The sequence below is a fragment of the Pseudomonas sp. AKS31 genome (genome assembly GCF_023634765.1).
Classification (GTDB): domain Bacteria; phylum Pseudomonadota; class Gammaproteobacteria; order Pseudomonadales; family Pseudomonadaceae; genus Aquipseudomonas.
On the sequence record NZ_JAMLFX010000014.1, the window covers coordinates 97,167 to 110,904 of the forward strand.

Consider the following 13,738-nt stretch of genomic DNA (forward strand, 5'->3'; position numbering starts at 1 on the left):
CTCGGTCAACTTGTGACTTTCACAGTAACGGCACCACTTTCGGATGTGCCATCAGGGTTGTCGACCTTGACGGCGAGGGAAACGGTTTCCGTTATAGACATCGGCCTCCAGTGAGATTCATATCGCCCCTTGTGATCGGTCTTGCTGTCGATAAATGGTGCTCCATTATTCGAGACCTGGATTTTTCTGTCAGGCATTGGCTCTCGCGAGTACTTATCCACGATCAGCGCAGTCATGGAGACGTAATTCTGCAAGGGAACCGGATTAGGCGAGGCGACAACGGATGCCACGAGCGCGGGACGCTCACTGACGCTGAACGACAACGCTTTCACATCCCAGCCAGCCAAGCCGCCTTTTACCGACGCCCACAACCCAGTCTCACCAGCAGAGCCCAGGAAAAAGCGCACCGTTGCCATGCCATCTTTATCCGTCAGTGTGGCCGGTAAATATTTGTTGTCGTACTCCCACATCACTTCGACATTGGCCAAAGGCTCGCCGGTATTGGCTGAAACCACCAAGGCCTGCGCTGTAATCTCTTGTCCTGGATATCCGGTCAAATCATCGCTGACCAGTTCTTTTATTTCCCGGGGTTCATGCAGGATAAAAGGCAACGAAATCGATTCCGAATACTGCGCATCCCCCACCGTCGCAGTCAGTTGCGCCGCTCCGGGAGTCTTGGGCACAAAGCGGATCCGCGCCTCACCGTAGAAGTTGGTGGTCGTCGTCACTTCGCCAAGATCCGCACTGCGCCAGACAACGACCATCCCCGCCATCGGCCTGCCACTGATGGCCGAAACAACGGTGATCTGTTCAGACACCACCTCGCCCCAAAGCAACGTCTGACTGACCCGCGAACGCTCGGCGATTTTCACCACTTGTGCGCCTTCGCCCAAAGACATTGCGTTGACGGGAGAAAGATTCGCCAGTCGTTCGCAGGCAAAGCACAGTCCGAAGCGGCCGTTCTTCAGGTCCCCGGCGGAATAGAGGTAGGTAAGTCCCTCCTCAGTGAAACGCTGGAATTCGCCGAGCATGGGTCCATCGAAGCGTATGCCCAATTCCTCTGGACCGGTTCCCGTCATCCCAAGGGCAAGACTGCAATCGAGCAACGCGCTGTTGGCCGCGGCTTTCACATCGATCCGATGCTGGCCCTTGCGGCGCGGGAAGTAGGTTTTCTCACCCCACAGTTGCGCCGGCTTGTTGTCGAAACTGACCCACAATTCGCTCCACGGATCCGTTAGCTGCGCTTTGACGGCTACCGTGCGAGCGTCTTCGAAGTTGTCAAAGTAGCTCTCTACCAGCGCCGTCACCGAATGCATATCGCCGGTGTCCGGACGGAAGCCGAAACCGCTCCAACCCTCGGCATCGGTCAACGTCGTCGCGCCATCCATGCCGTCCCACCATTTCACCGGAACCTGCCCCACCGCGCGGTCGGTAAAATGCGAGTACACCTGAACCCACAGCCAGGCGGGTGTCTGACCCACGACCGGATCCACGGCAGCTTCGCGCACGGCGTGGATCTTCACTTTGTTATGGCCCAACACCAGCGGTTTGGCCTGGGTGACATAACCCAGCTCAGGCAAGGCGAGGGTCAGCGCAAATTGGCCGGGCTGCTCGCTGGCGGAAAAGTCCAGCTCCCAGATCGCCCCCCCATCGCTCAATGTCTGTGAAGTATCCAACGAGGGGCGGACGCTGGCGTCGAGGTCATCCATCGAAGTACCCGACCAGCTCAGCGCGGCCTGCAATCCCACCAGTGGGCTTAACTCACCAGGCAACACATTGAAACGGTGGATGGCGCCCAGACACGGATAAAGCACATGATCATTCGGCGCCGCCCGGACCTGATCCAGCAGCAGGCTGACTTCCGTACTCAAGTCGGCAGCTAACAGGCGCCCGGACAATTCTCGAACAATCGAGACACTTTCCAGACGCAGCTCCAGTTCAAACAGACTGCTGATGCTGTCTTCTGCCGCTGAACTCAATGTCCATTGCACCCCCGCGGCCGTCAGGGGTTTGCTGACTCCCGGTTCAGAGAACTGCAAGCCGATGTCAGGGGGATCATCGTCACGCCATTGCAGGCTGACACCTTTGCCAATCCACGAGCTGCCGGCGACAGGCGTGACGCTTAAGGTGTGCCGCAGACCTTTTTTACACACCAGACCGAGCGTATTGCGCTGGACTATTTCCCCATCCAGCCGGATTTCGACCTCGGTTTTCCAGGGGCTCGTAGCGATCGCACTGACCTCGAACTCCCGAGTGACCGGCACGGCTTCCGGGTGGGCCTTGACGTGGGCCATGACCTTCAAATCCCCGGCCCTCATCGGTGTGTAGAACACGTTCGCCCAACCACCGTAGCCCGTACAGGTCGTAATAACGTCTTCAGGCGTGTGCCATTCGACCAGCGCGTTACGAACCGGATCACCGTCAGCGGATGCCGTTTCATGCAGCACTTGCACGCGTAACAACACGCTTTCCTGCTCGTCGACGACCGGGAATTTGTTGGCTTCGTGCACCTCACCGACCCTGACCCTATTGCGCGCCAGCGACATCGGTTTGCCCGGCGATGGCAGCAGCAATTTCGAGCAGACCAGCGACAGCAGAAATCGGCCGTCGAGCTCATCATCACAGGTCAGCGTCCAGAGCATGTCGGGCCGGGCAACCTGTACCGGATCCTCAAGTGGCGGGCTGACATCAACGCCCAGTTGTTCATGACTGTCGCCGCTCCAATGCAAAGACAGCTCTGTATCAAGCAATGGACTGTTATCCGGCAGACGCGCCAGCAGGTCATGGGTGCTGCCACGGTTCGGATAACCGTTTGCATCCCAGGCTGTTTCGACTTCATCGACGACGGCCCGCAGATCTTTCCATGGATCAGTGGCCAATACCCGCACGTTGAACTGTTCGGTGTAAACGCCGCTGGAGTAATAAGGGCTCCCGACCGATGCTTCGATAAGCGCTTCTACTGCCACTGTCGGCTGAAAATCAAAGTAGGCCCAACCGTACTCATCGGAAACAGAGACGGCGGTCACACGTTCTGCCGTCGACCAGTTGACCGTCACGCCAGCGACGCTCTGCTGGGTATAGAAAGACGCCACCTGCACGCCCAGACGCACGCTTTGCCGATATTCCAGTACCGGGTAATACGCAGCTTCGAGTCTCTCGCGAAACTTCAGGCGGTGGTGTCCCAGCGATATCGGGATCGGATAAGGCTCTGCGTTGTAGCGGTTGACCAGGTTCAGCGTGAATGAATAAGGATCTTCGTCACCGACCACCGGGCAATCGAGCGACCATTGCTCGGTCAGCAACTGTTCAACCTCCGGTCCCGGTTTGACGATGATCGCTTGTTGTGGATTATCAGTAAGCGTCAGTGCCGCCTCGGTATTCTCCCAGGCATTCTGCGGTTCAGGTTCGAAGGTCAAACTGTGTGGGGCGGCGTCCGTTGCCCCCAGACAAAAATACAACGTGCTGCCCTCGTCCAGGACCTGATTATCCAGTTTCATCGTTCGCAATTTCAGTGGATCCAGGTGCAACTGGAGGTCGAGGCGGGTAATGCGAACTTTCGAGTAATAGTCGTTATTGGCGTTTGGCGGACTCTTGATCTCTACACGCAGCGTATCGCCAGCGTCGAACGATGAATCCAGCGTTTGTTCGTATTCAATCGGGACAAAATCCAGAGGTTGCCCGACCGCCAGTCGCGCCGGATCCTGCTCAAGGTTGCGGCCAGTCCCGGGTTTCAGCTCTACCTTCAAGAGCTCTTCCGAGCCCTTGAAGAGGAATAGCCATCCCGACTGTTCGTGGATCGTCTCGCACAGGAAACTCAGGCGGTATCGCGCATCGCTGGAGGTTTTTCTGGGCACTTCAAACTCTTGGCTCACATAACTTTCATGAGAGAGGTGCAGAAGCAAAAGTCGATCCCCGGCGTACCAGTCACCCGATACACCGATTGAAATACCGCTTTTTTTCCAGCCGTCTGTCCCTTCGCTGAAATCACCATTGAACAACAGATTACGGTTGGCTTGAACGATCGGCTCATTCATGACGACTCACCCCTTTGACCTGAGTGTCAAGCGCGGCACTCTCGATTTCGTTGACCAGGTCTTTGACTTTGCTGACAAAGGTCGGCTCGCCAACCTTGGCCGAGTAGCGGATACGCAGGATGACGTCGTTCATGGAACGCAGCATGCCTTCTTGCGGTTGTTTCAAATGCCAGGGGAACGTCAGTTGCCATTTCGACACTGCGCCCGTTTTTTCAAAGGGATTGAGCAAGCCATCATCGGGTTTCATGGCCGTCAGACCGTTGTCGGCGATCCCTGCCGACAACACGATTTGCTGGCCACTGCGCAAATTGATCAACACGTCGCCAGGCGCCACGTTCCCTGGTTTATGCAAGTACTGCACTGACTGCGTGGTTGCCCGGGTCGCCGTCTTGCTTGAGATCTGCAGCAAGGTCGCCCGCACATCCTCATACGGTCCGGTCAGGACCGGCAAGTCGACTTCCACCGAGTCGATCTGCCGGCAGAAGTGGCCTGGGTGATCACGATCAAAGAGCAACTGGGTCAGCTGGAATTCCAGTGTGCCGGTGGTCTGCAGCTGCGTGAGCGCAGCCTCCCAACTGTCGATACCTGGCTGCGGGTCAACCGTGTCGTTGAACAATTTGCGCAGGGAAACGGTTTTCATCAACTCCGGCCGACGCTCGTAGCGCTGCAGATATTCGCGCTCCATCCGCAGCAAATGCGCACGCAAGTGCTCGCCGGCCGTCAAACCATGGCGCTGTTCCAGAAAGACGTTCGGCAAAGGGATCTGCGCGTCGTAATCGCCGGTTTCGGCATTCAGAGAAGCCTGGGCACTGAGACACAGGCTGATCACGGCGTCATAGGCCTGATAGTGCAAAGCCTTGAACTGGCCAAGCATCCAGCCAAACAACTCGGCATTGCTCGCGCGTTTTTTCAGGAAGTTGTAAACCGTCAGGGCCTGAGCGTTGGCCCGCAGGGTTTGTGCAAGGTTGGAGCGAGCTGAAGCAACCGCATGGCGCTGCGCCTCGATCTGCGCATTGAGCGCGTCGACTTCGGCCAAGGCCTGATCACGTTGCAGCCCCCATTCGTTGCGGCGGCGACGGTAACCCTCGGTAGTGGCCTGATCGTCGGCGTCGGTTTGCAACATTGACGAGGCGATTTCCAGGCCGTAACACACCGCATCAATCGCATTTTCGGGTTTCATCCCGCCATTGGACATGCCATAGATTTTCGGCAACGCTGCGATAACCGCCCCGGTGGGTCTGAGTATTTTGGCGGTCAAGGCTTGAGTCTTCGACTCCTTCAGGCTCGCCATGACCTGATATTCAACCGCCGAAACGTTCTCGTTGTAGCGCTGCGCGTAGGCATCCGCTCGCTGTTGCGCCACGACCCGGCTCTGTTCGAGCGCCGTAACGCTGGCCTCCAGTTGAGCAATGGATTGCTCCTGGACGGTCTGGGCGTAGTCGCCCAATTCCACCAGATGCGTTTGCTGCAATTCTTCCTGCTCGGCACGATCGCGTCGTTCGAGCATATTGAGCACCTGACTGCCGAAATCCTGTAGCACCTGCACCGCACGCGAAGCAATTTCGTGAACCGGACGCCACCGGAATGCGCCGACCACCAGCCGCCCGCCCATCGGCCGTGGCCCACCGAGGCCACCGGAGGCCAGAAAACGCAGCAACTCGTTCGGATCGGACGGTGGACTGAACAACGGGATATCCAGCGGTTTGCCATCGAGAGTGAGGTTGTTACGCAAGTTATGCAGGCGTTGACCGGGTGCAGCAAACAAGTCCACCAGCGAGTGATCGATCGGAACCCTGAATGGCCCGGAAGCCAACAAACCGAGCCCTGGCGCACTATCGGAACCGGCCGGAATATCCGCCAGACTGAATTCGAGCGATTGTTCAAACGCCTCCAGCGCCGGACGGCTAATGCTTGCGTCTAAAAGTTCTTTCACCGTCGAGGTTTGCCAACGATTCACCGAACGGGCCAGCGGCGGCCTGCCCATCAGGAACTCGGCTTGCACGTAACACAACTTGGCCGCCACCAGGCTATCGCGGGTCAGTTGACGGTAATACCAGTCGCCCCAGGCCATCAGGTTTTTCACGTACTCGCGAAACATCAGAATCCTGAAGTGCTTGGGCGCCGCATAGCCGATGGCATCCGGATCGGTGGGGGCCAGCGCCTCACAACCGGCATTACCGGCATCGAGGGCCAACGGCCGGCAACGCCAGTAATTGGGCGCGCCGCTGTCCGGTTCGGCGATGGCTTGCGGATCGAATACATAGTGCAAACATTTCTGCGCTTCGGCAAAACGCCCTTCAACGTGCAGACGCGTGTACAACAGGTGCGCTACATGAAAAAACAACTCCCAGAAAAACAAGCCGTTGGCGCCATCGAAGGCTCCGTTGGGCTCGTTGAACTCAATACCCGTCGGCGGTGGTTCCGGAAGAAACTGCGTATCCCAGTGCAGTACGGCTTCAACGGAAATATTGGCACGCAGCACCAGTTCAGGGCCGAACTGTGAGTTCAACCGGCTGTATTTGAGGTAGGGATCCGGCAACTCGTAGGCAATGAATTGCGCTGCATCGCGGGTGTTCTTCACCAGCTTTGGCGGGGTGAAGTCCGCCAGATTGACGATCTTGAGTTTGAACTCCTTGCCGCCATACTTCGTCTCTGTAGCTTTTAGAGTGACGGTGGTGTCTGCGGGCCATGAACCTTTGTCACGTTTGAACTCCAGCGATGCAGTGGCCCAGTCCCCCGCTTGCGAAGCCTTCGTTTTTAAAGGCGCAGGGTCTGTACCGGTTCTGCCCACCAGCGTCAACTCGAACTCTGGCGTAACGTCGCCGGACAACCCGGTAGGCCTGCAAAACCCGTTGACGGTCAGCACATCCTGGTCGTTTATACGCTGGGCCGTGGCCCGAAGGCCGAGATAACGGGACATGGAGCCGGGCGTTTGATCCTCCGAGGTCATCGTCACTTGGCTGCCGAAGGAATGCTGCACCGTCTCGGGCGTGGCAAACCGGACTTTCGCGACATCCAGCCAGCCGCCCGCGTCAGTGGTGTCGGGCCGCATCAGCACGTCATAAATCCGGTGTATCACCGGTTTTTCCGGAGTTGAGTCCTTGTCCACCAGCGGAATCAACACCCCCAGTTTGCCCTTGGGAGAATCCAGATCGATCCACACCGAGACAATCAACTGAAACTCTTTGTCATCCCCCTCCTCTGCTTGTGCACTGTACAAACTCAGCGGTGCCGACCACTGACCGTTCTGCTTCATGAACGCCAGGTTGACGCTGAGTTTTTCGGGAATGAATTCCGCTTCCGTTTTACCTTCAACCCTGTCACTCCACTCGGCCCAGACCAGACACAACCGGCCGTTCCAGAATACCGGGCGGATATCCAGCACCCGATACGCGGGCTGAATCTCCACGGCCTGCCATTCACCCCAGGCAGCCGGATTGACAGCGACACAGCTCGGCGTGAGTTCAATCTCGGCCTTGCGCCAGAAGTACTGGTAGGGCGGCACCCGCTGCCGACCGACAAAGTAGTAATCGGCGCGGTCAGGTGTGACGCCGTCCATGTAGCAACTGATGACATCCAGGTCACAGACCTGCTCGAACGCTTGCAGATAGTTCTGCAAGGCCACCTGTACTGAATCAGTCGTCAAACGGGTCTGATTAAGATCGTTTTCGAGGATCTTGAACAGACTGCTCTTGCGTTGGCGGACAGACGGGATAGTGACGTTTTCCGGATAGAGCCGGATCAACTGCACCGCCGCCCAGTCGGGATAGTTGTTGCATAGTTCCCACTCGGCCAGATGGCTGGCGGGAAACTGGTGGGTGGTATATCCGGGCTCAAGTTTGCGATACACCGCATGAATGTACTGCTGCGCGCAACTGGTCGCTTCGGCCACCCAGGAGCTTTGCACGGCGAAGGTGTCCAACGGGTCCATGCGCAGCAGTTCGAACAGATCTGCCGGTGTTTCCACAAAGGGATACTTCACCCGGCTGGTCCGGCCGATGCAGTATTCAAGCAAAGCGGAACGCCGTTTTTCCTGCAGATCGCCAATGTAATTCAATGCCATGATCCTTGCTCCTTGATCAAATTCCGGGGTGCGTGCTGCACGGGGCTTTGTCACGTCGGTGATCAACTACCCTCGAACGTAATGGCATCGAAGTGACCCTTCTGTTCACTTGCATGGCAGAGCACGCTTAACCTGAATGTGCCGCCCGTAGCGCTGGAAACGTACACGCGCGTGAGCCCTTCCTGATTCGTCCTCCCGTGCCGTCCCCGGAAGTCCACCCTGGTTGTTTCTCCCTGACCACTTTCGACGAACCAGTCCACTAGCTCGCCTACACCCAGGTTGCCAAACTTATCCATCAACGTTGCGTAGAGTTCGACTTCCTGGCCGCTTGGCACAGGCCCCGATGGCACCGGCGACTTCAGCATCGTTACGAAGTCCAGGGTGTCTTCGTCGGGAATGAGTTCGATGGTCGGGGCGTTCTCGGGCTCAAACAGGTCCAGCCAGAAAACGGGCGTGTCCTCGCCCATTTTGTCGCCGGGGGTATATGTGGCCATGAATTGCCCGTTGTGATCGGTATCGCCTGTTTCTTCGATGTCGCCCAGGCTGGCGCGAAAATGCACGCCGATACCGCTCAAAGGCTCTCCTGCGGGGTCTCTGAGCGTTACCGTGTAAGTAGCGGTTTCGGTCGAGCGAGCTACCACCTGGGTGGGTTGCACAACGCAGGTCATGGTCACCAGTTGCCGCAGATCCCCCGGCACTTGAGCGAGCGGCGTACGCGCCTCGGACTGACTCAGCAAGGCCAGTTCAGCAGCCTCGGCGTAGGCGTCCTTGTCCACCGCTTCAGGCAAATGGCCCATCAGGAAGATCGTCAGCGCATCCATTCCCGTTTTCCTGGACATCTCAAGGACGCGAACAAGCACAGCCAGCTGGCTAAGGTTTCGCAGTATCGGCCGAGCCGGATCCAGGCGATTGACGCACTCACGCACCTCCTGCACGCTCCAGTCGAAAAACTCGGCCAGACGCAGGGTAGAAGCCTGGTGCGCCAGTTGCCGCGCCTCCACACCAAGAGCTTCTTTCAGTGCGTTGACTTCGCGCAGGTAGTCGAGCAACTGTTGCGCCGGCTGTGTGCTCAAGCCAAATGCCCGGGTCAGCGTGGTCAGGTGATAAAGCGTGGTGACCGTGAGGGCATACTTGTCGGTCTGCCCCATCCAGGCCCGATAACCGTAATCCAGATAATCCTGGAGCAGGGTGGCACTCAGCCCCAGCGTTGAAAACACCTCACTGCGCCGCCGAACCTCGGCCAACAGCGTAAGCAACAGATCGGCATCCGGATTGCGCCTGGATGGTTCGGTATTCGAATCGATGCGAGATTTCACCTGGCGCAAAAACTGGTAAACCGTTTTGTCGGCCCAGTTCAATACCGGTATTGCCTGATCCGGTTCAATACCGGCATAGACCGCCAGCGTTTCCTTCACCAGGGATGCCTGAGCGTCCCTGGCCTCGAGCAGAACGTTGAGCAGGGTGTTGGCCAAATTCGTGCGCACCCCGGGTTCCAGGGTACCCAGGGCCTGATCGACTGCCCATTCGACCCTTCTCTGCATCTCGATCAAATACTGCTCCGGCGTGCCGATGGGCGCCAGCAACAACCCATCGGCATCGACAACAGGCGCCGGTCCGTCCTCAGTTGCTACCAGGTAATCCAGCCAGCTGGCCGCACCGGCGGGCGGTAAACCAGCCATCAACACCGCCGCGTTGGAGAACAGCACCGTAGGCAACAGATTACGTATCTGATCAAACAGCTGCTGGTCCTGTTCGGAGGCTTCACGAGCGGGTTGCGATGTTGCCGCGTGTTGCAACATCCACAGCACAGGCAAGTTGTTTTGCTCGCACCACTGCACGCACGATTGCAGGGCGTCAATGATGTTCAGAACGTCCGGCGTCTCGCTGACGGTCGAACCAATCTTTGGAGTGCCCGCCAACTCATTGAGCCAGGTCTCCCCCCCCATCAGTAGCAGCATCAGCACGCCTTCAACGGGGGTCATGCTCAGCAATCGGGACAACCGCACCAGTCGATAGAAACTGGAAATGATCGGCAGGCTGCGCTTGAACGTGTTGTCGCTGATGCCGTGGGCCTTGGCCACTTGCAACGCCAGATACTGGTAAGTCTGTGTGTCGATCCCCAGGCCACTGCACAACTGGCTGATGGTCAGGTGGACTTCGCCCGGTGCGGGCGTTACCGGAAACTCGCCGTCATCCAGTACCAAAGGCTCCCGGTAGCGGCCTTGACTGTTGAACACCTGATCGAATTGCGATAACGCTTCGCCGCGCCCGTAAATGGCCAACTGATCGATGAATACCGCAAAATCTGCCGCTGTGCAGTTGTAGCGTTCGCGCAAGGTCTGGAACAACCCAAGGGCATGCACGACGTTGTCCGTGATCCACCACTTCGTTTCATCCGCACCGCCGCGCACTTCAGCCCTGATCGCAGCAGCCAGCAAGGCGTCCACCTGGTCACTGGGCAGTTCCAGCCAGTTGCACAGGCGTATCATGCGGTTCATCCGGTCGAAGGCGGCAAGCCCTTCATTATTGTCGTGAACAACAGACAATCGATGCAGAGACGCAGGGCTTTCATCCGCAATGTTGATATTCACGCCGGGATGGGCATTGGCATTGATGTAGACCGACCCGGAAAGCCCGCTTTCTGGCAGAGGCGGAACGGGATCTTCAGCGCTACTCACAGGGAGAGAAGGTGACGATGGAGGATCTTCGGGGTCAAAATTGGCCGATAGTACCGGGGCGAAATCACGAATGGACAGCAAACGTTCAATCGCCAGCGTGTCGAGCTTGGTGTGTTCGCCGAAGTACGGAACCTGATTCAGGTTCTGCGGCCCCGCATCATGCTCTATGTCTGAGCCGTAGTTGTCCCGATAAAATGCGTTACGGTCTGCAAGCGTTACGGGAGGCTCCGTTAACACGTTCCGCTGATAGGGTCCGAATCGCGAGGAATGCGCCAGCGCACGTTCGGCGAAACCAATCCAGGTGCCGGACTGCAAAAAGTAGGGGTAGTCCAAATGGACCGTGTGGGCAAAATCACCCACTGACAGATTGTTGAGTTGCGCAACACCGTCAAGGGTGACCCAGTGTTGGTAGTACGGCAGGCCATTGGGATAACGCGCTTCAATCATCGCATCTTCGATTGTCTCGGCCGGCGAGTCTTCTAATGGATGCTCCTTAATGAAGCGCTCCAATACCGAGACGATGATGTCCACCGAAGACACTGGTCGGAACACTGCATTGAAATCCACAGACAGATCCATCAGATCAGCACGCCGCTCTTCGAGGGGGAAGCCCGGTGGATCAAGCTTTACGGCCTCGATCCGGTCGCGGATCCAGACCAACAGAAAGATCAGGTAGGCCACCGGGGATGCCATGGACTCCAGAGACTCCGGCAGAGCCAGCTTTTCGAACTCGGTCTTGAAAAGCAGCTCATATCGTGGCCCGGTCACCCACGATAGCAATCCGTCCGCCGGCTCAGGCACACCATCGCCACCGCTTAGTTGCTGCTCGATGAACTGACGGCTCAGGTAAGTGGCCATGCTGTTGGCGCGGCGTAAGAACCGTCGGGCGTCCTCCCGGTTCATCTGATACTGGCTGGCCAGGTGCTCCACGCCCTTCTCCACCAGCGGGAAAATCGAGCCACCGTTTTTCAGGTAGGCGTGGAGCGGTTGCAGAACAGTGTCCTTAGCGTTTTCCTCTTCTGGAAACAACTGCGTGTACAGTTGCAGACCGGGACGGCGCGAATCAGCCATGATCGGATTCCTTGGGTCGAGAGCTGGCCTGAACTGCCCGACGTGTTCGTCAGGCTGCACATGTGTTCAGGTCAATTTGGCGCTGGAAAGCCAGAAGCGTCTACTGTCAGAACTGACAGGTTTAATGACCATCCGTCGGCTTTTCGCGACTCCGTGGTCCGGAAGGAACCTGCACAACTTCAAAGCGTGCGCTCTCGGCCCAATCGGACACCCTTGTTCCCGGCGTGAGGGTCTGCCGGAAACGGCACCATCTGCCGCCCGCTGATAACGACACAGCCGAATCACCGCGCCATGCGTTGCCGGAGACGGTAAGCAGCGGCGTCCATTTCTGCTCCGGGTTGAACCAGCTCACGACCTGCCCGACACCCCCCTCGCCCGTACCGGCAAAAGCCACCGGATCATGCACCCAGCGTCCCGCTGCCGGTTCAGCGATGACGGGCAGATACAGCCCCGCCACGACCTTGCGGGAGGCCGCGCCTGACTCGAAACCATCAAGCACTGATGTCACTTGCAGAACCATGTCGCCGTCGGTCTGAGCTTCCACGTTGATCGACCAGGTTCGGTCCTCTAGAACGACAGCGCTTGGCGTGGCGCTCCCCAGCGTCACCGTGACGGTATCGCCCGGCACACCGAAGCCCGACACCACCACTTGCCGGCCAACCTGTTCGTTTTCGACCGGGGTTTCGACAAAAGGCGCTGCCGGGACCACGTCATAGGTCAAGTCTTCTGTGAAGGCAGACTCATGTGTCTTGTTGTCTGCCGTGAACAATTGTCGGGCCTGGATAATGTAATTGCCGACCGGCAGCGTCACTTCCCGTTGCCAGTTACCGCTCGCCGGCACCGTAATATCGCTCAACCACGGCGCGTCAGCGCCCTTGAACCAGACCTCGACCCGCGCTGAAGGGAAACCGACGCCCCTGAGCCTGGCGGTGCGCGTCAGGTTGCCGCCCTCCTGCGGCGTGGTGATCTGCGGTGGCGGCACCACCACGTTGAAGGTTCGATGGTCGCTTCTTTCGGAAGGACGTCCGTCGCGTTCCTGTTTCGCGAAGATCGTGAACTCACCGAACTTCAAACCAGTGAGCTGGATTTCCCATTCACCGTCCTCCACAAGCTGAGCTTCTGCTATTTCTTGTTGAAACTGAGACTCGTGCAGTTTCATCGTGGCGCCGCTCACACCTTCGATGCCCTTGATCATCACGTCCGGCGCCACGTCAGCGCTTTCGACTGGGTGGGTAATGACCGGTTTGAGCATGGCCGGGTAAAGCGTGAAATCTCTGGATTGCGGCTCCGAGTTTTGCCCGGCTGCGGTTTGGGTAACGGAGATGGTTTGGGGGACATCTGCGGGAAACGGCTCTGTTCGCTGGAACGTCCATGTGTCCTTTTCAACGATCCCGCTATAGACGTTGTCGTCGCCGAAGAAGGTAATGCTCACCGTGGCGCCTTCCAGGCAGGTGCCGCGGAACGTCGGTGTCAGGCCTTCCCGGGGTGGCTCGTCCACTGTGGGTGGCAGGGGTGGAATCGTGACCTTCAACACCACACGGCTGAGTGAGCAATGCTCCTCGATACACTGCTGGATATGGACTTCCCGATCCTTCACCGGCCCCCAGTATTCATTGGCTGTGCTCGACCAGACCCCACCGCTCACGACGGCATCAGGGGCTGCCTTGAGGTCGCCGCCAGGATGGTAAAAACTCACGGTGGCGCCGTTATAACCCTTGCCGCTGAAGACCGGCCGGTAGGCCTTGGTGTGGGTCACCTCGGTGACATCCGGCACGGTGTTGCGGATTTCCAACTCAAAAGGCTGCGACTCGATCCAGCCACCGGCGTTGTCGACGATCTTCTGCACGACCTCGACTGAAAAAGTCCCCAAAGCCCAGCCTGTCGATGTTGTT

The 13,738-nt window shown here is 58.0% G+C and carries 4 protein-coding genes; all 4 read right to left on the reverse strand.

Annotation, left to right across the window (positions count from 1 at the left end; translation table 11 throughout):
• Positions 1 to 5 precede the first annotated feature (5 nt).
• Positions 6 to 4,034 (reverse strand): Ig-like domain-containing protein, encoded by a 4,029-nt coding sequence (locus tag M9827_RS24305; RefSeq protein ID WP_250607579.1) that lies wholly within the window; start codon positions 4,032 to 4,034, stop codon positions 6 to 8.
• Complete coding sequence (locus M9827_RS24310; protein ID WP_250607581.1) at positions 4,027 to 8,097, reverse strand: Tc toxin subunit A-related protein; 4,071 nt, start codon at positions 8,095 to 8,097, stop codon at positions 4,027 to 4,029. Before M9827_RS24310 ends, M9827_RS24305 begins: the two co-directional genes overlap by 8 nt.
• Before the next feature lie 62 nt (positions 8,098 to 8,159).
• Positions 8,160 to 11,846 carry a Tc toxin subunit A gene (locus tag M9827_RS24315; RefSeq protein ID WP_250607582.1) on the reverse strand — a complete coding sequence of 1,229 codons (3,687 nt, stop codon included), beginning with the start codon at positions 11,844 to 11,846 and terminating at the stop codon, positions 8,160 to 8,162.
• A 121-nt stretch (positions 11,847 to 11,967) separates the two neighbouring features.
• A partial coding sequence (locus M9827_RS24320; RefSeq protein WP_250607584.1) for an Ig-like domain-containing protein occupies positions 11,968 to 13,738 on the reverse strand: 1,771 nt, incomplete at its 5' end.